The following is a 22,464-nucleotide window of genomic DNA, read 5'->3' as shown; positions in this document are numbered from 1 at the left end:
GACGGTCAGTATTTCAATATATCGAACAATAGCGTGCTGTCTAAAACATGAATTATCATGCTGTTTTTTCAGATTCTATGGTGCTTGCAATGGTTTTTTGTGCGGTGTAAAAGATTTTTTTCGTGAAACCGTTGATGTTTGATTTATTTTACATACACTGGGCGTCAAGTGTTCAAAATAACAGACAACCCAGCTCGATCGATAACTGCCAGTAGGTGCCGCATGTCTTCAAATAACCCATCACTCGACGCATTCTGGATGCCGTTTACCGCCAATCGCCAATTCAAAGGCAAGCCACGTTTGTTGGCATCGGCGGAGGGTATGTACTACACCAGTGTCGATGGGCGCTCCATTCTCGATGGCACCGCCGGTCTGTGGTGCGTGAACGCCGGACACGGTCGCAGTGAAATTTCCCAGGCCGTGGCCAAACAGATTGCGAAAATGGACTTCGCACCAACGTTCCAGATAGGCCACCCGTTGCCGTTCGAATTAGCGGAACGCTTGGTGAAACATACGCCGGGTAATCTGAACAAAGTGTTTTTCACCAATTCGGGTTCTGAGTCTGCCGATACGGCCTTGAAAATTGCCTTGGGCTACCACCATGCGCGTGGGCAAGCCCAGCGGACGCGTTTCATTGGCCGTGAACGTGGCTACCATGGCGTGGGCTTTGGTGGCATTTCCGTGGGTGGCATCGGCAATAATCGCCGTTCCTTCGGCAATATGCTGGCCGGTGTGGACCATTTGAAACATACCCTGTTGCCTGAGAACGTATTTTCTAAAGGTTTGCCCGAGCAAGGGTTATGGCTGGCCGATGAACTGGAGCAGCGTATCGCCTTGCACGGCGGTGACACCATTGCGGCGGTGATCATTGAGCCGGTTTCCGGTTCGGGTGGTGTGATTATGCCGCCGGAAGGCTATCTGCAACGCATTCGTGAGATTACGCAAAAACACGGCATTTTGTTGATTTTCGATGAGGTGATTACCGGTTTTGGCCGTGTGGGCAAAGCCTTTGCCTCGAACCGTTTTGGGGTAACGCCCGACATTTTGACCACCGCCAAAGGCTTAACCAATGGCGCTATCCCGATGGGTGCCGTATTTGTTGGCGACCACATTCACGAAGCCTTTATGCAAGGCCCGGAAGAGGTGATTGATTTCTTCCATGGCTACACCTATTCCGGTCACCCGGTTGCCGCCGCTGCGGGCTTGGCCACACTCGATATCTACGAGCGTGACGGTTTGTTTGAGCGCACGTTGGAGATGGAAAATTATTTCCAGGAGGCGTTGCACAGCCTGAAAGACCTGCCGAACGTGAAAGACATTCGCAATCTTGGCTTGATCGGTGCGGTAGAGTTTCATCCAGCGGAGAAAGTCGGCAAGCGCGGCTATTCGGTGTTCGAGCATTGCTTCTGGGAAGGTAACACCCTAGTGCGTTGCACGGGCGACATCATTGCCATGTCGCCGCCCTTGATCATTGAAAAAACGCACATTGACCAGTTGGTAGATGCGATGGCTAAAGCGATTCGCGCCTCGGCTTAACGTGGTGCTGATGCCGGGCTTGGGTGGTGTAGGCCCTATGCTGACACGCCGTGAATACGGCCCTGTAGGCTCGCCAAGCGCATCCATGCGCTTGAACGGTCAGCCTAGGGCCTACACCACCCAAGCCCTGAAGAATTGCAACAAACCATAAATTCACATCGGCAATCTGAGTTTGATGATTGCTGAGGGGCTTAGGAGGCAGATGTCGGTAAGAAGACCGTGCAAGCGCATGGATGCGCTTGGCGAGCCCCCAAGGATGGGTTCACGGCGTGTCTTCGTCCGACGATCTGCCTCCTAAGCCCCGGACTAACGTTATATTCCGTAAATAGGACAGGTTATGAACCAAATCAACCATTTCATCGGCGGCGAAACCACCGCTGCGAGCACCCGCCAAGCGCCGGTGTATAACCCGGCGACGGGACAGCAAACAGGCACAGTCTCTTTGGCCACGGCGCAAGAAACCGAACAGGCCATAGCGGTTGCGAAGGCTGCATTCCCGGCATGGGCAGAAACATCGCCGCTGAACCGCGCGCGCGTGCTGTTCAAATTCCGCGCCATTCTTGAAGAGCGTATGGACGAACTCGCTCGGGTAATCAGTGCCGAACACGGCAAAGTGTTTGAAGACGCCCGTGGTGAAATCATTCGCGGTATGGAAGTGGTGGAATTCGCCACCGGCATTCCGCATTTACTGCGCGGCGACATGACCGAACAAGTCGGTCGTGGCGTTGATGCCTGGTCCTTGAATCAGCCCCTGGGCGTGGTGGCGGGGATTTCGCCGTTCAACTTCCCTGCCATGGTGCCTATGTGGATGTGGCCGGTGGCCATTGCCTGCGGCAACACCTTCGTTATGAAGCCTTCTGAAAAAGACCCTTCAGCCCCTATGTTGGTGGCTCAATGGTTGAAGGAAGCGGGTTTGCCGGACGGTGTCTTCAACGTCATAAATGGCGACAAAGAAGCGGTGGATGTGTTGTTAACGCACCCCGATGTTCAAGCGATAAGCTTTGTGGGCTCGACGCCGATCGCGGAATACATTTACAGCACGGGCAGCGCACACGGTAAGCGTGTGCAGGCCTTGGGTGGCGCGAAAAACCACATGGTGGTGATGCCGGATGCCGACTTGGATATGACGGTTAATGCATTGATGGGTGCAGCGTATGGCTCGGCCGGTGAGCGTTGCATGGCGATATCGGTTGCCGTTGCTGTAGGTGATGAAGTTGCCGATAAACTGGTTGCGCAATTGGCCGAAAAGACCCGACAGCTCAAGATCGGTAACGGCGCTGAAAAAGGCTTGGATATGGGGCCATTGGTTACCAAAGAACATCGCGCCAAGGTGCTGGGCTATATTGAGCAAGGGGTAAAAGAGGGCGCTACGCTGGTGGTCGATGGCCGCGACTTGAAAGTTTCAGGCCACGAAGAAGGCTATTTTGTCGGCGGCACCTTGTTTGACCACGTAACCAAAGATATGACGATTTACCAAGAAGAGATCTTTGGGCCCGTTCTCTGTGTGGTGCGGGTGCCGGATTATGTGTCTGCCGTGAAGCTGATAAACGCTCATGAATACGGTAACGGTACGGCTATATTTACCCGCAGTGGTGGCGTGGCGCGTCAGTTTGTGCACGACATTCAAGTGGGTATGGTGGGTGTGAACGTGCCGATTCCCGTGCCCATGGCATTCCATTCGTTCGGTGGTTGGAAGCGGTCGTTGTTTGGCAGTAACCATGTGCATGGTATGGAAGGTGTGAAGTTCTACACCAAACGCAAAGCGGTAACAGCGCGCTGGCCCGATGGCGACATAGGTGCGGAGTTTGTTATGCCGACTATGAGTTAGATTTCTCAAGTTATTGTTGGCGATGGGCAAATCCCTTGCGCGTGGACGCCGTGAACCCATCCTTGGGGGCTCGTTGCGGACGTCCTGTCCGCAAACGCCACGCTTCAGGGTTTGCCCGTCGCCAACCATAACCGATAGCTCGTCGACAGCATTGTTCGCATCACCGTATCTAGAGTCTTAGTTAACAGAGCTGAGTTATGAACATCAACAACATCCTAGACGTCAAAACCCCTGCGGAAGACGTAGAGTCTTATTTGCCAGACGCGGAAAGAATCATCAACGGCCAACCCAAACAACGGGTATGGAATCTGATGAGTTCGAAAGATGAGCGCTTTCACAGCGGTATTTGGGATTCCCAAGCCGGACACTGGAAAATCAGTTACACCGAAGACGAGTATTGCCACATCCTGGAGGGTGAATCCATCATCCACGATGACGAAGGCACCCATAAAAAAGTAAAAGCAGGCGACCATTTTCTGATTCCCGCTGGGTTTAAAGGTTCATGGGAAGTGCCGTCGTACTGTAAAAAGATCTATGTGATCTACGAATAACACTCAATCAACAGGGCATGAAAAACGCCCTATGTACTATGAACTTAGCTCGGTGAGGGTGTGCTTTTGCGGGGCGTTTGCAGACAGGACGTCTGCAACGAGCCTCCATGGATGGAATCTCGGCGTCCCCAAGAAAGCACACCCTTACTGAGCGCTGACTTAGGAACGAATAGGGCGTTTTATCATGCAGAAAACACCGCATACGGGCTCGTATTACGCAGCCAGCGCAAACCCCTCGCCCGAGCGTCCACCGCTGCGCGAGGCCATAGATACACAAATATGCATAATCGGTGCTGGATATACCGGCCTGTCGAGTGCGCTGCATCTTGCTGAGGCTGGGTACAAAGTCGTGGTCCTAGAAGCCGCCCGTATCGCTTATGGTGCCAGCGGCCGCAATGGCGGGCAGTTGGTTAATAGCTACAGTCGTGACATTGATGTCATCGAGCGTAACTACGGCACCGACATGGCGAAAATGTTGGGTGGTATGGCGTTTGAAGGCGCGCAAATCATCAAAGAGCGCATCGCCAAATACGACATCCAATGCGACTTCCGCCCCGGCGGCATGTTCGCCGCGCTGAACAAAAAACAGTTCAAAGGGCTGGAGCACCACAAAGCCTTGTGGGAGCGGTTCGGCTACAACGACCTCGAACTGCTTAATGCCGAACAAACCAAAGATTACATCGCCAGCGAGCGCTACACCGGCGCTCTGCTCGACAAGGGCGCCGGCCACATTCACCCGATGAATCTTGCCTTGGGCGAAGCCGCCGCAGTGGAGTCCTTGGGTGGTAAGATTTATGAAGACTCCAAAGTTATCCAAATTGACCGTAAAGAACGCCCGGTAGTGATCACCCAGAGCGGTGGCCAAGTGACGTGCGACTATTTGATCATCGCCGGGAATGCTTATCTCGGTGGTTTGGTGCCTGAATTGGCCGCCAAGTCCATGCCCTGTGGCACGCAAATCGTCACCACCGAAGTGTTGGGTGAAGACGTCGCCAAATCGCTCATCCCCGGTATGCAGTGCGTTGAAGACTGCAACTATAAGTTGGACTACTACCGCATCACCGGCGACAACCGTTTGCTGTATGGGGGTGGCACGTCCTATGGCGGTGGCGATCCAGCGTCGATTGAAGCTTTCTTGCGGCCACATTTGGAGAAGACGTTCCCGCAACTTAAAGGCATTAAATTCGACTACGCGTGGGGCGGTGACTTCCTGCTAACCCTAAGCCGACTGCCGCAGTTCGGACGCTTAACACCGAAGATTTATTACGCCCAAGGCTACAGCGGCCACGGCGTCACCACCACGCACTTGGCGGGTAAGTTGATCTCGGAAGCGATCAAAGGACACGCCGAACGCTTCGACGCCTTCGGCCAGCTCAAACACTTCCCATTCCCCGGCGGCCACCTGCTGCGCGTGCCCTATACCGCCCTAGGTGGGTTGTATTATGGCTTGCGGGATAAGTTGGGGATTTGAGTTTGCAAGCGGAGCCGGATTTCTTCGGCTCCGCAATGCTTAAAGCAAGTGTTATGACACTATACGTTTGTGCCAGTAACCGGGCTTTCGTGAGTGGTGGGCAAATGCAACTACTGTGATAGTTAGTTCTTTTTGAATAGTAACAAGAGAAAAGGGAAAGCGGTGAAGGATGAGAGATTTCGCACCCAAACGAGAGGCTTTACCTTGAAGTAAAGTCAGTGGCGGGTTGGGTTCTTTTAACAGTTCGGTAGCGTGTTCAAAAGCATCAATTAGCCGTTCTCCCAGCCCGGTTGATTCATTTTCATACCAAACGGCAGCTTCCGCTAATTCTTCGGCAGCGTCCTTGCTGATTCTTACAATCACAGTTAGTTCCTTATACGAGCTCTTGCGCGTGCGAGTACGTCATCAAGATTCAGAAGCTCTGTACGTCCAGATTCTATCTCATTGATACGGCGGCAAACTTCTATATCCCAAGCTTCTGCTACATCAGATTCCGCTGGACCATCGAGGCTTGCCATCAAGTCACTGGCTAATTTTGCACGCTCGTGCTCAGATAATGTCATGACTGCCATTGTGAGTGATTCGAGTTCTGCCCGAGGCATAGCAATGCTCCAAGATGTTTAAGCGTAAAAGCATAGTGCGATAAAAAGTACTCGATATCAAGGTGAGGACTCAAGTTGCCGATGACTAAAATAAACCAGCACGTTTGGGTTAATAGGAAGTTTGCTAATGGACGATCTTAAATACGAAATACTCGATCTCAATCGTGACCGCGATGGCAGAGGTCGCAAAAGTACATTGCGATGTTCCGCGTGAGTGGTTAGCCGAACATCGGTATTCTGCAGAGTCCATACATCAAACCATTGAAAAGTTACGCAGCCCAGCGTGTCGCAATTATGTCATTCTTGCCAAAAATTCGTCTAACGCCATTGTTGGCCTACACTGGGTGCAGATAGCCGAAAAGTCAGAACCACTGCATGGCAATGTGTTATCGCTGTGGGTGCATCCGCAATTTCGCCAACGAGGTGTCGCTACTCGCCTTAAAACGTCGGCAGAATCATGGTTAAGCAGCAATGGCGTGAGTGAGGTCAGGACACAAGTCTATGTGGCGAATACCAAAATGATGGCCTTGAACCAAAAACTGGGGTATCAGGTAACAATGGTGGGTATGGCAAAAAAACTACATGACGGCAATGGGTTTAACGGAGAATAAAGAGGATTTAAACCATGGGACAAGCAGTTGAACAATGGCTAGAAGACATTCGTGGTTTGGGTGAAGTTCAATATTTGATGGCTGAACGTGTTCGGGAGCTGGCGCTGTCGGCGGGTACGGGGGTGACGGAAGAGGTGAAGTACGGTGGTATTTTGTTTTCCGCCGGGCCGTCGTTTTGTGGTGTCTTCGCCTACGCCAAGCACGTCTCTGTGGAGTTCAGCCATGGCGCTGACTTGCCCGACCCGCATGGGGTACTGGAGGGAGCAGGCAAGTTTCGCCGTCATATTAAGCTGCATGCGTTCGCCGATATTACTAACAAGCAGGTATCAGACTACATAGAAAGTGCGCTGCAACAGGCCTCTAATCAATAAGCACATTCAAAGGTCAAAAATTAACGACCGATGCACTGCCACCCCTGCCATGGTACCCGAAGCAATGGCAAAGGTGCCATTTTGCATGGCATTGGATAAATCACCCGCCACATATAGCCCTTTCAATGAGCTTTCTTTAAACCCATCTACCTTCACAATAGTTCCCAACGGGGTTTCTTCCAGTTCCAAATTCAGACGCTCTATCAGTGGTGAATTCAGCGCAATTTTTGGTCCCACATACAGCCCACCCAGCGGCTGCGTGCGCCCGTCTGCCAATACAACGTGCTGAATCTGCACGCCGTCACCCACTACTTCAACGATGGGCGAACGCTCAATTTCAACACCACGGGCTTGCAGGTGGCTCAAAGTCTGCCCTTCCGGTTCAAACCGCCCTTGGGTAAACAATGTGGTGGCACCCCAGTCAGGAATCATCGCGGCTTGATGGAACGACATCTCGCTGGTGGCCAGTACGCCGAGTGCTCGGTTTTTCAACTCATAGCCGTGGCAGTAGGGGCAGTGAATCACACTTTTGCCCCAATGTTCTGTTACGCCGGGAATGTCCGGCAGTTGGTCAGTAATGCCCATGGCGAGGATGACGCGCTGGGCATTTACTTGTGTGCCCTTGCTGGTCAAAGCTGCAAAGCCATCGCGGGTTTGCTCAATGCCGGTGGCGATATCTTCCAGTAATTCAAACGTGGGGTAGGCTCGCAGTTGCGCCAGCGCGGTGGCGCGAATGTCTTCTGGTGTTTTGCCATCTAAGGCGAATATGCCGTGGGACGCCGCTGCAAAACGGTTGCGTGGCTTGTTGGCGTCAATCACCACAACGCGGCGTTGGGCGCGCACCAGTTGCATGGCGGCTGACAGTCCGGCGAAGCTGCCGCCGATAATAACGACATCTGCGTTGTCTTTGTTTGTGAATTCAGGGTTCAGCATCTTATTCACCTCGCTCTATTATGTAACATTAATTGTTACATCAATGTGCAATTGAGCGCAACACATGTAACAAGAAAAGTTTCATGATAAGATCCACTCCATAAAACTCCTTGCTAAGCAGACGATTCATGCGAAAAGACAGCCGACTCTCGCGCGTACTTCATGTGCTCGTGCACTTAGAAGCCTTTGATGCGCCGGTTACGTCAGACACCATGGCAAACATGCTGAACACGAATCCTGTGGTGGTGCGCCGCACCATGGCGCTGCTGCGCGACCAAGGTTATGTGCGTTCGGCGAAGGGACACAGTGGCGGCTGGTCGCTGTCGAAACCGTTGAATGAAATTACTTTGTTGGATGTGCATCAAGCACTGGGAGATGGCTCAGTGTTTGCCATTGGTTTAACGGACGAACATACGAGTTGCCCGATAGAGCACGCGGTGAATGATGCGCTAAAAGACGTAATGAACGAGGCAGAAGCGTTGATGTTGAAACGTTTTGGCGAGATCACATTGGATGTGCTAGCGGCGGGGTTTAAGTAGAGGTTGTTTTTTAGTAGAGATAGCGTGCTTTAGAGCCTACCCAATACCAGATGCTCCGCTAAAAAATCCATCAACAGCCGGATGCGCCGGTTGTGCTTAACATCACGGTGGCAACACAGATATACGGGAAGTTTAGGTAACTTGAGGTCGACAATTACCGGAACCAGACCGAACGACTCGGCCACCTCTTGATGGGTAGCAACGATACCACCGCCTTGGCGTGCCATTTCTATATGCAGCGGCATGCAGTCGGTACGAAAGAAAAAGTCTTCATTACGCACGTTCCACCCTAACTGCGCAGCCCCTTGCTCGAACTGTTTGTCGCGGTCGTACCCCAATAATCGGTGTTGAATTAATGCCTCGGCGTTTTGTGGGTTGCCGTACTGAGCAAAATAGTCGGCGCTGGCAAAAAAGCCGAGTGGAATGTCGAACAAATGCCGGGCGATCAGGTCAAGTTGTTGCGGCGGAAACATCCGAATGGCGATGTCGGCATCACGTTTGTCTAGGCTAGAGGCCTTGTTGGTGACGTCTATTTCCAGCGAAAGCTGCGGGTTAGCGGCCATGAATTGCGGCAGAATCTTGGGCAAATAATACAAGGCAATGGGTTCATTCGCTGACAGTCGAACCCGGCCGGTCAGCGCCTGATCCTGCCCCGCCGCCTGCCGTTCCAAGCGTTGCGCCGAGGCGCGCATAACTTCCGCTTCTTCAATCAGACTCTGACCAAACCGCGTTGGCGTTAGCCCTTGTGTACTGCGATCAAACAACGACTGACCCAGCTGTTTCTCCAGCGCCTGCAAATGCCGAGATAACGTCGGCTGGGAAACGCCGAGTTTTTCAGCGGCTTGATTCAAACTTCCAGACTGTACGATTTGCAAGAAGTAGTGCCAGCTTTGCCAGTCAATATTATTCATTATTGAATATCCATGTTTATATTTTGTCGATTCTATATTTCTATATGAATAATAGAATGGCGGCATCGCTTTCTCAATGTAAAAACCAGCAGCAAGAGGTAGGGCATGAAAACAGCACTGATCATCGGCATTAACGGCAACTTCGGCTTAGAGATGGCAAAAGCCCTGCGTGAGCAAGGTTGGGCTATTCGCGCGTTACTGCGGGAGCCGACAAAGGCACCCAATTGGCTGATACCTGAGGACATTGTACAGGGCAGCGCACAGGATGAAGAGGCGGTATTGCGCGCCGCCGAAGGGGTAGAACTGCTGGTGTATGCGGCGAATCCGCCGTATCACCGTTGGCCGCAAGAAGCGCTGGCAATGCTTGAACCTTCGGTTAAAGCCGCCGAACAGCACAAATTGCAAATACTCTTTCCCGGCAATGTGTACGCCTTTGCGCCACAGCCAGAGCTTATCGACGAAAGCGTGACAGCGCGCCCGCCAACGGCGAAGGGCTTGATTCGTCAACAGATGGAGCAGCGTTTACAGCAGGCAACAGAACGCGGCGCGCAGGTGCTCATTGTGCGGGCGGGCGACTTTATAGGGCCAGATACCCATCTATCGTGGTTGAACATCATCGCCAAGGTGAAGGGTGACCGCGTTAGGTTGCAACTGCCACATAACGCCGACCACGTGCACTATTACAGTTATCTGCCGGACTTGTGTAAAAACACCGCGTTGCTATTGCAGCAACCGTTGGCAGCTTGGGAAGTGTTTCACGACCCGGGCTTAGCCTTAACCAAGGCTGACTGGCAGCAGGCATTTCAGGAACTGGGCGTAAAATTCAAGATTTCGTCCTTTCCTTGGTGGGGCCTAGCGTTGGCGGCGCTGTTCAGCCCTATGATGCGGGAAGTGAAAAAAATGCGTTATCTGTGGGAGCAGCCGGTGGTATTGAACGGCGAAAAAATGGCTCAACGGCTGGGAGCCGATCGCCACGCAACAAGCTTGCCATTCGTAATCAAACAGACCCTGCTGAAACCATAAAGACTGGGTAATGGTGGTCGCTCGGTTAAGGTTTTATCTTGAATTGATGGTCTCATGGCCGCATATTAAGAGAACACTAATTTGTAATGCCGAATATGTTGCAGTCCATACCCTTTTCTTTGCTAGAACTCGCCTCCATACGTGAAGGCCGCGATGCCACCGACACCTTTAAGGAATCCCTGCGCTATGCCCAAGCTGCCGATGACCTAGGGTTTCAGCGCTTTTGGTTGGCGGAACACCACAACACCGAAGGCGTTGCCAGCTCGGCCACAGCAGTCTTGGTTGGCCATGTTGCCGGTGGTACAAAGCGCATTCGGGTAGGCTCCGGTGGCGTGATGTTGCCCAACCATCCGCCGCTGGTGGTGGCAGAACAGTTTGGCACGCTGGAAAGCCTGTACCCTGGCCGCATTGACTTGGGCCTTGGGCGTGCGCCGGGCACAGACCCCGTTACCGCGCGCGCCTTACGCCGCGATGACCGCGCCGCCGATGACTTCCCGCATGAAGTGCAATTATTGCAGCAACTGCTCGGGCCGCTGCAGCCGGGACAACGACTAAAAGCCATTCCTGGCGCGGGCACCAACGTGCCGATCTGGTTGTTAGGTTCTAGCCTGTTCAGTGCTCAACTGGCCGCACAACGGGGCTTGCCTTATGCCTTCGCCGGGCATTTTGCGCCTCGGCTGGTGCGCGAAGCGGTGCATATTTACCGCACGCACTTCCGACCGTCGGCAACGCTGGCTGAACCCTACGTTATGCTGGGTTTGCCGCTGGTGATCGCTGAAACCGAAGAACGCGCCAAGCTGCTCTCTACTTCTGGTCAACAACGCATTCTGGCTTTGTTTCGGGGTGAGCCGGTGTGGCTTAAGCCACCGGTTGAATCCATGGCGGGTTACTGGTCGCCCCAGGAAGAAGCGGGCGTGAAAGAGTTTTTGTCACTGGCGGCCGTCGGCACACCGGAACAGGTCAAAGCGTATTTGGCAGGCTTGGTCGCAGAACTGCAGGTGAATGAGTTGATGTTCACTAATGACTTGTATGACCCGGATGAACGGATTCGGGCGTTGGAGTTGCTGATGGCGGTACGGGGGTAGGTATTGTTCCATCAAACCCCCGTATTCTTTTCTTGTCATGCCTTACGGCAATACTCGGGTTTCCCCACTCGCCATCTCTAACGTGAGTGGTTTTGTGCCTAATATGCGGTCAAGATGCAAAAAATAGTCACAAAAATCGCTAAAAAGTTCGGAAGGTTTTTGCCCATTGATGGTGTTGATCATCGTGCCGAGGGCCAGTCCGTTTGCTTCCTCTGTCCGATTGACTATCCAGCGGTCATCCACCGTGATACCGGGGATGAAGCGCCGAGGTGGCGAAACCTCAATGTCTGAGCGCGGCATCAAGTGAATACGATCGTCGGTGTAGTCTAAATACAGATCAAAATGCTCCAACACATCATTGCCCAATAACGCCTTACCCTGCTGTGAAAATTCCACCGGAATGGTGGCTTTCATGCCCGCTAACTCGATCGACAAATCTTTAATCAGCAGTTGATCTTCATTGGCGCCAAAAATGCCGGAGGTCGAGCGGTCTGCGATGGCCAGCGTGGTGTCCGAGGCGAATTCCGACGCCAGAGCAAGGGGTAATACCAGTCCACCGTTGTACCCGGTATCAAACAACACGCCTTCGACTGTCTTGCCGCCCACGTTAAGGGATATGCTGGGGGTAGCCGATAGCGTCGGGTGGGTGAATTGCAGCTCATAGGCCATGTCGGGAAGAGGCAGTGGCTCATCATGCAGGGTAATTTCTTGCATGCGGTAGTCGATTTTCCAGTAGCCACGACGCATTAAATTCGCGCCTAACAAACCTTGCGGGGCCACGCACTGCGACGCGGAATCCTCACCATACTCAAGAATACCGGCACTGGTGTTGACGAATTCGGCTTGTCCTAATTGGACGCTGGGAAGCTGCGTTACCGGTAAGCGCTGCTCTAACCCTTGCGCAGTGCTAACATTTTTGGTGGTGACAGTCGGTAAGTCCAGGTGCTGCGCGAAGTCCTGTTCGATCTTGGAGTCGAAAGCCGCTGTATCCAAAATAAACGACCCTCGTTCTGCGCCGATCTGCGCGTCGACGATGATGAGCTGTTTGACATAGGTAAAGGGCAGAGTTGTCGGCGCCGTCGTTTCCATCGAGCCTTGCAAAAGTAACCCTACATTGGTGAAGTAGCTGCACCCCGTAAAGGTGAGCAACGCGGTAACCAACAGTGAACAAAGCCGAACAGCCATAACAGTCCTCAAAACAAAACAGCGATTAAAAAGATAACCTCTACAGCATAGCCGACAATTAAGGGCTTGAACCTTGGATGTGACTAACGGCCTTCCCAGTGTACGAGTGGTAACAATGGCCTACAAATGACACGCCGGGCTTTGAGCTGCTGCACTTTTTGCTTTACACACCCATAATGCCATTCATCGCCGTTATGTGCCGCTGGTCGCAAAAGCGGTACAACGAGGGTGTTTCATCTACACTCAAACACCGAATTATTCAAAAAGGCTTTGTCGTGTGAAACGGGTTTATTGGCAATTCATTATCTTAGGGCTGCTGTTGCTGAACCATGCCGCTTGGGGGCAAGAATGGCGGGTGATCGACCAAGAATCTTTTCGCTTGATCTACCCGGCGGACGTTGAAGACGAAGCCCAACGTATTGCGGCCAGATTGAACACCTATGTTGAGGCCCATGTGCAAGCCCTGCCGGTGGAACGGGGATTGCGAAAGATTGATGTAGTGTTGCGCACGAATGAACACACATCCAACGGTTTTGTCGGCGTGTTTCCCTATCGCACGGTGTGGTACAACCGTCCTGCCCCCTTCGCCGGGCTTGAATGGATGGATGTTCTGGCGGTTCATGAAGGTCGACACATCGTACAAATGAACCAAGCCAATGACTCACCTTGGCTGCGTTTATTGTCCACCGTGTTAGGCCCTGATATTGGCATGGGCGTCTCCTTGCTGATCATGCCCGACTGGTATTTTGAAGGTGACGCGACCGTCAGTGAAACCACCCATACGCTCGGTGGTCGTGGCCGCGTGGCTTCCTTCGATCTGTGGTATCGCACGGACATTTTGAACCAGCCGTCTTACGACTATGACCGCACCATGATAGGAACAGGGTTTGAACGGTATCCTTATTTAGGCCCTTATGTGCTGGGCTATTATCTCACCGGCTATTTGCGTATGAACTACGGTGACGACCTGTTCGAGCAAGTCCATCACCGCATTGGGCAATGGGACGGCGGAACCTTTGATCAAGAAATCGAACGCTTAACCGGGCAACCCATCGAGGTTCATTTTGCCGAGCTTACGGCCCAATTAAAGCAACGTTGGCAACAGCAACGAGACGCCCACCCGACCACCTCGGTCACTTCGTGGAGGGATCCCGCTACCGACCGCTGGGTTAGTCATTATCCGCTCGGTATGGCCAATGGCACGCTCTGGACTTTGCGGGTGGATATGAACACCGGTTACCAAGCAGGCCGTTGGCACGATGGGAAATGGGAAGCGGTGGTCGACATTCCGGTAGATGTCGCGCGGCACTATTATTCCGGAGCCAAAACCCGCGCCATCAGCGTCGATGACGAGGCATTGTGCTGGGTCAGAGAACAGCCTGATGTCGTGCGCCCGCACCACTCGTACGGGGATATCCAATGTTGGTCTGCCGATGAAGGCTATCATTGGGTCACGCAGCAGCAAAAATTCACCCACGTGGCGCATCATCCAGACGGCTTCGTGGCGCATGAACTGGACGCGCAACGGCGCAGTGCCATCGTCTGGTTGGATACACAAGGCCAGGAAACACGCCGCCACACCTTGCCGGTGGGTAGCCTCGCGTTTGACCTAAGCGCGAATGACCTTGGTGTGGTCTATGTATTGGCCGGTGCGGATTCGTTGGATGGTCTCTATCACGTCCGAGGAACCGCCGAGCCCGTGCGCTTGATGCCGTCCGCACAAGAGGTTATCCGTGCGCCCCAGCTCACGGAACACGGCTTGCTGTTCACCAGTGACCGAACCGGGCGCGATCAACTGTACTGGCACACTCTCGACGACCCAGCACAGGTACAAACACGACGGCCTTATGGCGCCTATTACCCGATTCTGGCGGAAGATGGCAATCGTGTATGGTTTGCCGATTATCAAAGCACGGGGCAACAACTGGCTTGGATCGACCTGCCCTTAACCGGCGTAAATCCGGCTTGGGTTGAGGCCGATACCGACCGGCCCGAACGCTACGTTGAACCCCTGATGCGACCCATTAATCACGCCGCCACCGCACCCGTGGACGAACCGGAAACAGAAAAATACAGACCGTGGCAACACCTCTGGAACCCCACCCAATGGTCGATCAGCACCGATTTCCGCCAAGTAACGGCGCAGGTACTGTCGCAGGATGTGCTCGATCACCTCACTCTGGAACTGTTTGCCGGTTATGACTTTACCGAGCCGGCGCCATTGGGTGGATTGACCGCCGACTACCGCTTGGCGGCTGGCCCGGTACTGTCGGTCGGTGCGGAACAGGGAGCGGATACCCGCCAACTGCGGGTTACCGGGTCGCTGCCCATGCAGTGGACGAACGCCACCGCCGAACCCTATGTCGGTATGGTGCAGCAATGGTCTGACGACGATACGCCAGAACAACGCATTGGCACCGGTTTTGACCTAGCGCTGGGGCGCGACCGCCCCATGCAAGCCATTCGGCCGCAACGAGCTTATTCCGGAACGCACCAAGCGGAATATCATCTGGCAGCACGCCAGTGGTCTTTTGCCAGTGCATCCACCGTCACACTGTCCGGTTGGCAGCCCACTCAAGCACTGGAAGTGCAGTGGGCCACCCAATGGTTACAACAAGACACTCCCTTGCTGGACGACCACCCGGTATTTGGCGCTGCTACCGCGCAAGAGCTGACCCAGCAAAACAACCTGACGTATCTGTTCAATAGCGGTGCACAGGGCGGTGCTTTGGGGTCGTGGGTGTTTTTGCGGAATACCGAATTCGGCGTGAGTGCGCATCATCAATATCAACAGGACAACCATCGTGCCGCGTTTGGCGTTTCGGCCTCACCCAGCCTGGTCTTACTGCGCCAGAATGCCTTGCGTATAGCGCCCAAAGCCGCCGTATATTACGAGCCGGGGGAGCAAGCGTTCAGCGCCCAATTGAGTTTGAATCTGGCGTTATGATGTTTATCGGTTAGCGATGGACAGGGTACAGGCAGTGAGCGTATGAAGTCACCTTAGCTTGCTATTGGTTCTGTTTGTCGTTAAGCGCGCTCCAAGAAGAGCGCCATGAGCTGTGAATTGATGTAGAAATTGCTGCGCCCTACCTTGGTTTTTTTGAGCAGGCCGATGGTGACCAGTTCATCAAGATACTTGGTCGCGGTGAGACGCTGGCTTCATCTGCTACCACGGCGCGGTAGAGATCATCCTGAGTGGTGATGATGTTTTCAATTTCGGAGCTGTGCCTAGCTTCTTGCAAAGTGAGCGTATTGATCAGTATTTCTTCATTAGGAATAGTGGCTGCAACACCTTTGAGCTCTGCCAAGTAACGACGGGCTTCCGCCGCTTTTTTCAGCACGTGACGGGCTTCCCAGCTTTCGGGAGACTCCGGGGGCAAGATTGGCAGCACTCAATGACCCGTTCTTAAGTTATGCATAGAAAAATAGTAAATCTATACATGTCCGGCCTGATATGCAGAGGAAATGGTGCTTACCTTTGCATATGGTGCTTTAACGGCATAGGAAATGGAGAAGCAGCGCGCAAATCCACGAGATCTACCTCGGCCTGGCGCTGTTCTGTCAATTGGTTGCTGAGTTCCCATAGCAGCATCGGGTCCACATAGCCTGCACCAAAACAGCAAGATCAATATCACTGTCTGGCCCTGCGGTCTGTTGGGCTTGGCTGCCAAAAAGGTATATGCCTCGCAGTCCCGGCAGTTGCTGATGAAGGAAGTCACTCACCACATGGGCTATTTTTTTTGCTATTAAGGACGGGCATTAGTGCCACTCTGTATTCGTTGAACCATGCCGATACTTTATGCACCGCGTCACCGTTCAGCAAACTCTTGTTGGCGGTGGGATGAGAGTGCGCTTCTTGCGCCCTCAGTAACAGTTGTATATGATTCGTATACGATTCATATATAAGGCACGCCAATGGGTATCGTCAAAATCAACGATGAGCTGCATGAAGAAATTCGCAAAGCCAGCTCGGTGATGTTGCGCTCGATCAACGCGCAATCCGAGTACTGGATCAAAATCGGTATGTTGGCGGAAGCTAACCCCAACCTGACGTTCACCGACATCATGCGTGAGCAAATGAAATTGGCCGAGGTGGATGTGAGGCAGGTTTCGCATGGGTAGGGTCATCATCAAGCAGCCCGAAGAGCTGGCAGTGATGCGCAAATCCGGCCAGTTGCTGGCTTCGGTGTTTCGTTATTTGGACGATCAGATAACGGCGGGCATGTCGACCATGGACATCAATAACCTGGCGGAAGATTTCATCATTAACCGGTTAGGTACGCGTCCGGCCAGCAAGGGGCAATACGGTTTTCCGTATGTGCTGAACACCTCGGTGAATCATGTTGTTTGCCACGGTATTCCTTCGGCCACTCAAATTTTGGTGCCAGGCGATATTGTGAATGTTGATATCACGCTGGAACAAGGCGGGTTTATCGCTGATTCCAGCAAGATGTACGCTATTGGAGATATCTCGCCTCTGGCTAAACGTCTGGTGGATACGACGTACGATGCGATGTGGGCGGGCATACGGACGGTCAAGCCGGGCGCCACCTTGGGTGATGTTGGTCATGCCATTCAGCAACAGGCGACCCAACAGGGCTATACCATCGTGCGGGAATATTGTGGCCACGGTATCGGCCGGACCATGCACGAGGAACCGGCGGTGCTGCATTATGGTCGTGCAGGTGAAGGCTTGGTGTTGCAAGAAGGCATGACGTTTACCATTGAGCCGATGGTGAACCAAGGCAAAGCCAAGGTGAAACAGAAGAAAGACGGCTGGACAGTGGTCACCGCCGATAAGAAATTGTCCGCGCAGTGGGAGCATACGATTGCGGTCACCGCGACGGGTTATGAGGTGTTGACGCTGCGCGATGAGGAGCGCTAAAAATACAAGAGCTTTTTTCGCCGTTGAGTTTACAAGATACGGTATCCTGTTGTCCTAACGTGGATAAGGTGAGTTAAATGGTAGAGTTGCCGCTGGTGTTGATTGTCTCTTTGGCCTTGCTGGCGGTCGCCAGTCCCGGTCCCGCCACGCTCGCCATTTTAGGGACCTCGATGGCCCAAGGGCGAGGTTTTGGCATGGCGTTGGCTGCGGGTGTATTTACAGGCTCGTTGTTTTGGTCGGTATCGGCAGCTTTTGGACTGGGTGCTCTCATGTATACCCATGTTTGGCTGGTAGAGGCTATGCGTTATCTGGGAGCGAGCTATTTATTTTTTCTGTCTTATAAATCAGCACGCGCTGCCTTGCGTCGCGATGCACAACAGGCTGTTGTGCGCACCAGACCTACCTATCGCGCTACCTACGTGAAGGGCCTGTTGATCCACCTCACCAACCCGAAAGCCATTCTCTTTTTCGGTTCGCTCTACGCGCTGGTGGTGTCGCCTACAGCAACCGCCACTGACTTGGTGCAAGTCATTGTCACCGTTGCTAGTGTGAGTTTCTCTGTATTCTTTGGCTATGCACTATTATTTAGTTTGGCGCCGGTACGTCGCGGGTACATAAAGTTGCGTCGGGTGTTTGAAGCCGCATTAGCCTTTCTGTTTAGTCTGGCTGCGGTGAAAGTGCTGTTGAGTTCGAGAGGGTGATCAGCTTCCCAGGCTTGTGCGTACTCGATGCAGGTCATATTTTCAGGAAGCACCAGTGCCTAGCCAACCTCTATTACCTGAACTGTATTACGACAAACGTTGCGGTTTGTGTCGGGCCGAGATCCATCACTTGGCACCCCGCTTCCGCAACAAAATGATCCTCGTCGACATCAGTGCGCCGAATTTCACGGGGGCGCATGGCGTTGAGCCCTTGGCGATGTTGCAGCGCATTCATGTCTGGGACGGGGAGCGTTTTCATATCGGGCTGGACGGCACTTTGTTTTATTGGCGAGTGGCTGGGTTTGGCTGGTTAACGGCCATTTTGAGTTGGCGATGGATCAAGCCGGTGGCCGCTTGGTCTTATGATACGTGGGCGCAACGCCGCGCCATTCGCAAAGGCTATTGCGCGGTGGAGAAAGTATCATGAAGCCTGATAGGTCGGGAATATTGCGCCTGCTTGGCTATGCGGGTTTGATTCCGTTTATCGCCTTACCCATGCTGCAAACGGTGGGTGTTGTCTATACCGCGTTGCCGTACAGCACGTTATTCGATTTTTACAGTGTGGTGATTTTGGGTTTTATGGCCGGTGTGCTCTGGCCCGCGCGCGAATCGGATAGTGCACATCAGGCGTTGGCCTGGTTGTCTGTTACGCCGCCCGTGCTCGGGTTTCTGACCCTTGCGATTGCCCCTGGTCTATTTTTGTGGGTGCAGTTAATGTTATTTCTTGGGCTGCGCGGTGCGGAAATATTACTGGGGTTTGAGCGTCATTATGCGCCCTACTATCGCACGCTGCGCTGGCATTTGACCCTAGTGGTGGTGGCTTGCCATGGTTGGATGATTGGCTTGCAAGCGCTCTGACTTCGCACCGTGTTCCTGACAGTGTATGCTCGGTGGCGTATGTGAACTGAAAGGAGTGCCGCCGTGGTTTACCAACTCGCCCAATTGAACATTGCCCACCTTGTTGCGCCCATGGACTCGCCTACCTTGGCAGACTTCGTTGCTAATCTTGATCGCATCAATGCCTTGGCCGAAGGTTCTCCCGGATTTGTTTGGCGCTTGCAAACCGAAGACGGTAATGCGACCGAGATTGATTTTTTCGGGCCGGACTACATCGTGAATATGTCGGTATGGGAAAGCCACGAAGCGCTGCACAACTATGTGTATCGCAGCGCCCACACGGACATTCTGCGCCGCAAGAAAGAGTGGTTTCATACCATGCCCACAGCACATATGGTGCTGTGGTGGGTGCCGGAAGGGCATCAGCCGACACTGGAAGAAGCGGCGCAGAAGCTGGAATTATTGAACGCCAAAGGGCCAAGTGCCGAAGCGTTCACCTTTAAACAGGCGTTTGAACCGCCAAAGCAGGGTGTCTAATACAGAACAGCTAGGGCGGTATGTTGAATTAAACGCGAATGTCGATATTTTGGCCCACATTCCCGATGGGGGCAGCGCTTGGATTTGCGCTTTGAATAAGTTGTTGCACCATGCCCGCTTGCTGGTCGACGGCCATTTTAAAGGTTTTCAACGCTGCGCCTTCTTGGGCATCAGACATGGCTTTACTGCTGGCGTAGGCGGCTACTGAACCGATTGAACTGACGTCCATAAGACCTCCGTTCGGATGAATGAAAATAGTGTATCGGCGGCCTACAAGGCGACTTGAGGAAATACCATGAAAAATCCTGCCGTAGATGAGTATTTAGCCGACGGCTGTGGCCGCTGCGACAAAGTCGGTACGCCGGAATGCAAGGTCAACACGTGGCGCGACGGGCTTACGCTATTGCGCGATGTCGTATTGGATACGCCGTTGATGGAAGACCGCAAGTGGGGCGCGCCCTGCTACACGCTGGACGGCCAGAATGTGGTGATGATCGGAGCCTTCAATTCCAACTTTGTGTTGAGTTTTATGAAGGGCGCGTTGCTGAAAGACGAGCATGGTTTGTTGGTCGCACCCGGAGAAAATACCCAATCGGGCCGGGTGATTCGTTTCACCAATACCGAGCGGGTCACGGAGCTGGCCCCGATTCTAAAAGCCTATATCTTGGAAGCGATCGAGGTTGAAAAAGCAGGTCTGCGTGTGGAATTCAAAAAACATGAAGACTACGACATTCCTATCGAGTTGCGCCAAGCGATGGATCAAGACGAAGGCCTCAAAGAGGCATTCTTCGCGTTAACACCCGGCCGCCAGCGCAGTTATATCCTGCATATCAGCAGCGCCAAGCAAGCCAAAACCCGGGAGGCGCGGGTTGAAAAATGCCGCGATAAGATTTTCGATGGGAAGGGGTTTAACGAATACTAGATGAACCTGTACCGGGAGGGCTTTCAGGGTATGCCTCCGGCGCTCCACGGCAGGCCGAAAGTCGCGCCTTGAGGCATACCCCTACGCCCTCATCAAGCGCTCATCAGTGGGCATGTTCGAAACGGATGTTTTACATCCGCTCCATCACTTCAATACCCAGCAACTCCAGCCCTTGCTTCAGCAAGCGAGCCACCACGACGGACTGCATCAAACGGCTATCACGTACTTCAGGTGCAATACCGTCTTTCAGCATTGGGCAGGCTTCGTAGAAGGTCATGAAGCGACTCGCCAAATCGTACAGGTAGCCACACAGCACATGCGGTGTGGCTTCGCGCATTACCAACTGTAAGGCTTCTTCAAAACGCAGTACCGCCAAGGCCAGTTGCTTCTCGGCGTCTTCGTTGATGACGATGGGTGCGTTGAACGCGTCCGTTAGTTCCGCGCGGCGCAGAATACTGCGAATGCGTGTATAAGCGTATTGCAGGTAGGGCGCAGTCGCGCCTTCAAAGCTCAGCATGGCGTCCCAATTGAATACGTAGTCGCTGGTGCGGTGCTTCGATAGGTCGGCAAATTTTACCGCGCCAATGCCTACCTTGCGGGCCACTTCGTCGATCTCGTCTGCGCTCAGGTCACTGGTTTTCTCGGCGATGACGTTACGCGCCCGGGTCACCGCTTCATCCAGCAATTCGGCCAATTTCACCGTGCCACCGGTACGGGTTTTGAACGGCTTGCCGTCACTGCCCATCATGGTGCCGAACGGGCAATGCTCATAGGTGCTGTCGTCACGCAGGAAACCGGCTTTGCGCGCCACCAGTTCCACTTGCTTGAAGTGCAGGCCTTGGCGGGCATCGGTGAAGATGATGATGCGGTCGGCACCCAAGGTAACGCTGCGGTATTCGCAAGCGGCCAAGTCCGTGGTGGAATACAAGAACCCACCGCCGCGCTTTTGCACGATAAACACGGATGGATTGTCGTCTTTGTCGGCCAGTTCCTGCAAAAACACCACCTGCGCACCATCACTTTCTTCCGCTAGGCCTTTCTCTTGCAAGCGTTGCACAATGCCGGGCAGCATGTCGTTGTAGGCGCTTTCGCCGCGTAAATCAGCGCGGGTCAAACTGACATTCAGCTTCTCGTACACTTCTTCGCTGTGTTTCACCGAGGCATTAATAAACAATTGCCACAGTTTCAAAACATGGGCATCACCACTTTGCAGGCGTACAACGTAGTTGCGCGACTTGTCGGCAAAGGCTTCGTCGTCATCGAAGTGCTTTTTCGCCGCGCGATAGAAGTCTTCCAAATCGGCCAAGGCCACGCCTTCAAGGTCAACGCCTTCCGCCAGTTGATCTTCCAAGTGCGCAATCAGCATACCGAACTGCGTGCCCCAGTCGCCAATGTGGTTGTGGCGAATGACTTTGTCGCCCCAGAATTCTAACGAACGCGCGACCGCATCACCGATGATGGTGGAACGCAAGTGGCCCACATGCATTTCTTTCGCCAAGTTGGGGGCGGAATAATCCACTACCACGGTGTTGGGGGCGGTGTTCAGGGATACGCCCAAGCGTGTGTCGGCAGCGGCCAAGGTCAGTTGCTCAGCCAGCCATTCCGGCTTCAGCTTAACGTTGATAAAACCGGGGCCAGCGATTTCCGTGCTGGCTGCCAGGTCGCTCAGGTCGAGCGCATCAATGATCTGTTGCGCCACTTCACGCGGGTTTTTCTTCAGAGCTTTAGCTGCACCCATTGCGCCGTTGATCTGGTAGTCACCAAACTCCGGGCGAGTACTTTGCGTGACGGCGGGGTTGGTGTCGGCCGGAATGCCAACGCGGGTCATGGCCTGTCTGGCACGTTCGGTCAGGAGGTCTCTGATATTCATGGATGCTTCCGCAGATAGGATTCTTAATGGGGCGGGATTCTACCATCATCCATCAGGCGCGGCGAC

27 protein-coding genes are annotated in these 22,464 nt (G+C 53.4%); 17 read left to right on the top strand and 10 right to left on the bottom strand.

Annotation, left to right across the window (positions count from 1 at the left end; all coding sequences use genetic code 11):
• The first annotated feature begins 222 nt into the window (after positions 1 to 222).
• The 4 genes from ACFOSD_RS04610 (at position 223) to ACFOSD_RS04595 (ending at position 5,386) form a co-directional block, all read left to right on the top strand.
• Positions 223 to 1,536 carry an aspartate aminotransferase family protein gene (locus ACFOSD_RS04610; protein WP_380693035.1) on the top strand — a complete coding sequence of 438 codons (1,314 nt, stop codon included), beginning with the start codon at positions 223 to 225 and terminating at the stop codon, positions 1,534 to 1,536.
• Positions 1,537 to 1,873: 337 nt separating this feature from the next.
• Positions 1,874 to 3,364, top strand: a complete 1,491-nt coding sequence (locus ACFOSD_RS04605; protein ID WP_380693037.1) for a CoA-acylating methylmalonate-semialdehyde dehydrogenase — start codon at positions 1,874 to 1,876, stop codon at positions 3,362 to 3,364.
• A 197-nt stretch (positions 3,365 to 3,561) separates the two neighbouring features.
• A complete protein-coding gene (locus ACFOSD_RS04600; protein ID WP_380693040.1) occupies positions 3,562 to 3,915 on the top strand; it encodes a cupin domain-containing protein in 354 nt (117 codons plus the stop codon).
• Between the two features lie 184 nt (positions 3,916 to 4,099).
• Positions 4,100 to 5,386 carry an NAD(P)/FAD-dependent oxidoreductase gene (locus ACFOSD_RS04595; RefSeq protein ID WP_380693042.1) on the top strand — a complete coding sequence of 429 codons (1,287 nt, stop codon included), beginning with the start codon at positions 4,100 to 4,102 and terminating at the stop codon, positions 5,384 to 5,386.
• A gap of 51 nt (positions 5,387 to 5,437) precedes the next feature.
• Here ACFOSD_RS04595 and ACFOSD_RS04590 read toward each other — a convergent pair whose 3' ends face one another.
• The gene (locus ACFOSD_RS04590) at positions 5,438 to 5,749 is read right to left on the bottom strand and encodes a type II toxin-antitoxin system RelE/ParE family toxin (protein WP_380693044.1); all 312 of its coding nucleotides are present in this window, start codon (positions 5,747 to 5,749) and stop codon (positions 5,438 to 5,440) included.
• 2 nt (positions 5,750 to 5,751) lie between these two features.
• Positions 5,752 to 5,949: an addiction module protein gene (locus ACFOSD_RS04585; protein ID WP_380707553.1), complete on the bottom strand. Its 198-nt coding sequence runs from the start codon at positions 5,947 to 5,949 to the stop codon at positions 5,752 to 5,754.
• Between the two features lie 212 nt (positions 5,950 to 6,161).
• Between ACFOSD_RS04585 and ACFOSD_RS04580 the strand changes: the two genes are divergently transcribed.
• Together ACFOSD_RS04580 and ACFOSD_RS04575 are read left to right on the top strand one after the other, a co-directional pair.
• On the top strand, positions 6,162 to 6,599 hold the full coding sequence (locus tag ACFOSD_RS04580) for a GNAT family N-acetyltransferase (protein ID WP_380693049.1): 438 nt from the start codon (positions 6,162 to 6,164) through the stop codon (positions 6,597 to 6,599).
• Positions 6,600 to 6,613: 14 nt separating this feature from the next.
• A complete protein-coding gene (locus ACFOSD_RS04575) occupies positions 6,614 to 6,970 on the top strand; it encodes a DUF1801 domain-containing protein (RefSeq protein WP_380693051.1) in 357 nt (118 codons plus the stop codon).
• A gap of 6 nt (positions 6,971 to 6,976) precedes the next feature.
• On the opposite strand, the gene ACFOSD_RS04570 is transcribed toward ACFOSD_RS04575, so the two are convergent.
• A complete protein-coding gene (locus ACFOSD_RS04570; protein ID WP_380693053.1) occupies positions 6,977 to 7,903 on the bottom strand; it encodes an NAD(P)/FAD-dependent oxidoreductase in 927 nt (308 codons plus the stop codon).
• 128 nt (positions 7,904 to 8,031) lie between these two features.
• On the opposite strand from ACFOSD_RS04570, the gene ACFOSD_RS04565 reads away from it, so the two are divergent.
• Positions 8,032 to 8,442, top strand: coding sequence for an Rrf2 family transcriptional regulator (locus tag ACFOSD_RS04565; RefSeq protein WP_380693056.1), 411 nt, complete (start codon positions 8,032 to 8,034; stop codon positions 8,440 to 8,442).
• A gap of 29 nt (positions 8,443 to 8,471) precedes the next feature.
• Here ACFOSD_RS04565 and ACFOSD_RS04560 read toward each other — a convergent pair whose 3' ends face one another.
• Complete coding sequence (locus tag ACFOSD_RS04560; RefSeq protein WP_380693061.1) at positions 8,472 to 9,353, bottom strand: LysR family transcriptional regulator; 882 nt, start codon at positions 9,351 to 9,353, stop codon at positions 8,472 to 8,474.
• A gap of 105 nt (positions 9,354 to 9,458) precedes the next feature.
• Between ACFOSD_RS04560 and ACFOSD_RS04555 the strand changes: the two genes are divergently transcribed.
• Positions 9,459 to 10,376, top strand: coding sequence for an NAD(P)H-binding protein (locus tag ACFOSD_RS04555; protein ID WP_380693063.1), 918 nt, complete (start codon positions 9,459 to 9,461; stop codon positions 10,374 to 10,376).
• An 86-nt stretch (positions 10,377 to 10,462) separates the two neighbouring features.
• Positions 10,463 to 11,461 carry an LLM class flavin-dependent oxidoreductase gene (locus ACFOSD_RS04550; protein ID WP_380709136.1) on the top strand — a complete coding sequence of 333 codons (999 nt, stop codon included), beginning with the start codon at positions 10,463 to 10,465 and terminating at the stop codon, positions 11,459 to 11,461.
• 42 nt (positions 11,462 to 11,503) lie between these two features.
• Here ACFOSD_RS04550 and ACFOSD_RS04545 read toward each other — a convergent pair whose 3' ends face one another.
• Complete coding sequence (locus ACFOSD_RS04545) at positions 11,504 to 12,646, bottom strand: aspartyl protease family protein (RefSeq protein WP_380693067.1); 1,143 nt, start codon at positions 12,644 to 12,646, stop codon at positions 11,504 to 11,506.
• Positions 12,647 to 12,923: 277 nt separating this feature from the next.
• Here ACFOSD_RS04545 and ACFOSD_RS04540 point away from each other — a divergent pair, with 277 nt between their 5' ends.
• Positions 12,924 to 15,593 (top strand): TolB family protein, encoded by a 2,670-nt coding sequence (locus ACFOSD_RS04540; protein ID WP_380693070.1) that lies wholly within the window; start codon positions 12,924 to 12,926, stop codon positions 15,591 to 15,593.
• Between the two features lie 80 nt (positions 15,594 to 15,673).
• Here the strand turns inward: ACFOSD_RS04540 and ACFOSD_RS04535 are convergent, their stop codons facing one another.
• From ACFOSD_RS04535 to ACFOSD_RS04525, 3 genes are all read right to left on the bottom strand, one after another.
• Positions 15,674 to 15,754: a hypothetical protein gene (locus ACFOSD_RS04535; protein ID WP_380707551.1), complete on the bottom strand. Its 81-nt coding sequence runs from the start codon at positions 15,752 to 15,754 to the stop codon at positions 15,674 to 15,676.
• Positions 15,733 to 15,987, bottom strand: coding sequence for a Fic/DOC family N-terminal domain-containing protein (locus ACFOSD_RS04530; RefSeq protein ID WP_380693073.1), 255 nt, complete (start codon positions 15,985 to 15,987; stop codon positions 15,733 to 15,735). Before ACFOSD_RS04530 ends, ACFOSD_RS04535 begins: the two co-directional genes overlap by 22 nt.
• A gap of 220 nt (positions 15,988 to 16,207) precedes the next feature.
• A complete protein-coding gene (locus ACFOSD_RS04525) occupies positions 16,208 to 16,369 on the bottom strand; it encodes a nucleotidyltransferase domain-containing protein (protein WP_380707527.1) in 162 nt (53 codons plus the stop codon).
• A gap of 192 nt (positions 16,370 to 16,561) precedes the next feature.
• On the opposite strand from ACFOSD_RS04525, the gene ACFOSD_RS04520 reads away from it, so the two are divergent.
• From ACFOSD_RS04520 to ACFOSD_RS04495, 6 genes are all read left to right on the top strand, one after another.
• On the top strand, positions 16,562 to 16,768 hold the full coding sequence (locus ACFOSD_RS04520; protein WP_380693077.1) for a ParD-like family protein: 207 nt from the start codon (positions 16,562 to 16,564) through the stop codon (positions 16,766 to 16,768).
• Entirely contained in the window at positions 16,761 to 17,531 is a 771-nt protein-coding gene (map, locus tag ACFOSD_RS04515) for a type I methionyl aminopeptidase (RefSeq protein ID WP_380693079.1), read from the top strand. Before ACFOSD_RS04520 ends, map begins: the two co-directional genes overlap by 8 nt.
• Positions 17,532 to 17,608: 77 nt before the next feature.
• Positions 17,609 to 18,232, top strand: a complete 624-nt coding sequence (locus ACFOSD_RS04510) for a LysE family translocator (RefSeq protein ID WP_380693081.1) — start codon at positions 17,609 to 17,611, stop codon at positions 18,230 to 18,232.
• A gap of 55 nt (positions 18,233 to 18,287) precedes the next feature.
• A complete protein-coding gene (locus tag ACFOSD_RS04505) occupies positions 18,288 to 18,659 on the top strand; it encodes a thiol-disulfide oxidoreductase DCC family protein (RefSeq protein ID WP_380693083.1) in 372 nt (123 codons plus the stop codon).
• On the top strand, positions 18,656 to 19,090 hold the full coding sequence (locus ACFOSD_RS04500) for a DUF3429 domain-containing protein (protein ID WP_380693085.1): 435 nt from the start codon (positions 18,656 to 18,658) through the stop codon (positions 19,088 to 19,090). Before ACFOSD_RS04505 ends, ACFOSD_RS04500 begins: the two co-directional genes overlap by 4 nt.
• Positions 19,091 to 19,153: 63 nt before the next feature.
• Positions 19,154 to 19,606: a DUF3291 domain-containing protein gene (locus ACFOSD_RS04495; protein ID WP_380693087.1), complete on the top strand. Its 453-nt coding sequence runs from the start codon at positions 19,154 to 19,156 to the stop codon at positions 19,604 to 19,606.
• Between the two features lie 28 nt (positions 19,607 to 19,634).
• On the opposite strand, the gene ACFOSD_RS04490 is transcribed toward ACFOSD_RS04495, so the two are convergent.
• A complete protein-coding gene (locus ACFOSD_RS04490) occupies positions 19,635 to 19,835 on the bottom strand; it encodes a YjfB family protein (protein ID WP_380693089.1) in 201 nt (66 codons plus the stop codon).
• A 66-nt stretch (positions 19,836 to 19,901) separates the two neighbouring features.
• Between ACFOSD_RS04490 and ACFOSD_RS04485 the strand changes: the two genes are divergently transcribed.
• A complete protein-coding gene (locus ACFOSD_RS04485) occupies positions 19,902 to 20,528 on the top strand; it encodes a YdeI/OmpD-associated family protein (protein ID WP_380693091.1) in 627 nt (208 codons plus the stop codon).
• A 130-nt stretch (positions 20,529 to 20,658) separates the two neighbouring features.
• Here ACFOSD_RS04485 and argS read toward each other — a convergent pair whose 3' ends face one another.
• Complete coding sequence (gene argS / locus ACFOSD_RS04480; RefSeq protein ID WP_380693093.1) at positions 20,659 to 22,398, bottom strand: arginine--tRNA ligase; 1,740 nt, start codon at positions 22,396 to 22,398, stop codon at positions 20,659 to 20,661.
• Between the last annotated feature and the right edge of the window lie 66 nt (positions 22,399 to 22,464).

Source organism: Salinispirillum marinum, assembly GCF_042650105.1.
GTDB classification, from domain to species: domain Bacteria; phylum Pseudomonadota; class Gammaproteobacteria; order Pseudomonadales; family Natronospirillaceae; genus Salinispirillum; species Salinispirillum marinum.
This window is presented reverse-complemented; position numbering and strand designations above follow the sequence as displayed.

Bases quoted from the DNA above. Each gene is read 5' to 3' on its own strand.
- ACFOSD_RS04565 (WP_380693056.1), top strand. From the start codon at position 8,032: ATGCGAAAAGACAGCCGACTCTCGCGCGTACTTCATGTGCTCGTGCAC.
- ACFOSD_RS04600 (WP_380693040.1), top strand. From the start codon at position 3,562: ATGAACATCAACAACATCCTAGACGTCAAAACCCCTGCGGAAGACGTA.
- ACFOSD_RS04585 (WP_380707553.1), bottom strand. From the start codon at position 5,949: ATGACATTATCTGAGCACGAGCGTGCAAAATTAGCCAGTGACTTGATG.
- ACFOSD_RS04555 (WP_380693063.1), top strand. From the start codon at position 9,459: ATGAAAACAGCACTGATCATCGGCATTAACGGCAACTTCGGCTTAGAG.
- ACFOSD_RS04500 (WP_380693085.1), top strand. From the start codon at position 18,656: ATGAAGCCTGATAGGTCGGGAATATTGCGCCTGCTTGGCTATGCGGGT.
- ACFOSD_RS04610 (WP_380693035.1), top strand. From the start codon at position 223: ATGTCTTCAAATAACCCATCACTCGACGCATTCTGGATGCCGTTTACC.
- ACFOSD_RS04490 (WP_380693089.1), bottom strand. From the start codon at position 19,835: ATGGACGTCAGTTCAATCGGTTCAGTAGCCGCCTACGCCAGCAGTAAA.
- ACFOSD_RS04595 (WP_380693042.1), top strand. From the start codon at position 4,100: ATGCAGAAAACACCGCATACGGGCTCGTATTACGCAGCCAGCGCAAAC.
- ACFOSD_RS04560 (WP_380693061.1), bottom strand. From the start codon at position 9,353: ATGAATAATATTGACTGGCAAAGCTGGCACTACTTCTTGCAAATCGTA.
- ACFOSD_RS04510 (WP_380693081.1), top strand. From the start codon at position 17,609: ATGGTAGAGTTGCCGCTGGTGTTGATTGTCTCTTTGGCCTTGCTGGCG.
- ACFOSD_RS04545 (WP_380693067.1), bottom strand. From the start codon at position 12,646: ATGGCTGTTCGGCTTTGTTCACTGTTGGTTACCGCGTTGCTCACCTTT.
- ACFOSD_RS04550 (WP_380709136.1), top strand. From the start codon at position 10,463: ATGCCGAATATGTTGCAGTCCATACCCTTTTCTTTGCTAGAACTCGCC.
- ACFOSD_RS04575 (WP_380693051.1), top strand. From the start codon at position 6,614: ATGGGACAAGCAGTTGAACAATGGCTAGAAGACATTCGTGGTTTGGGT.
- argS (WP_380693093.1), bottom strand. From the start codon at position 22,398: ATGAATATCAGAGACCTCCTGACCGAACGTGCCAGACAGGCCATGACC.
- ACFOSD_RS04520 (WP_380693077.1), top strand. From the start codon at position 16,562: ATGGGTATCGTCAAAATCAACGATGAGCTGCATGAAGAAATTCGCAAA.
- ACFOSD_RS04580 (WP_380693049.1), top strand. From the start codon at position 6,162: ATGGCAGAGGTCGCAAAAGTACATTGCGATGTTCCGCGTGAGTGGTTA.
- ACFOSD_RS04605 (WP_380693037.1), top strand. From the start codon at position 1,874: ATGAACCAAATCAACCATTTCATCGGCGGCGAAACCACCGCTGCGAGC.
- ACFOSD_RS04570 (WP_380693053.1), bottom strand. From the start codon at position 7,903: ATGCTGAACCCTGAATTCACAAACAAAGACAACGCAGATGTCGTTATT.
- ACFOSD_RS04485 (WP_380693091.1), top strand. From the start codon at position 19,902: ATGAAAAATCCTGCCGTAGATGAGTATTTAGCCGACGGCTGTGGCCGC.
- map (WP_380693079.1), top strand. From the start codon at position 16,761: ATGGGTAGGGTCATCATCAAGCAGCCCGAAGAGCTGGCAGTGATGCGC.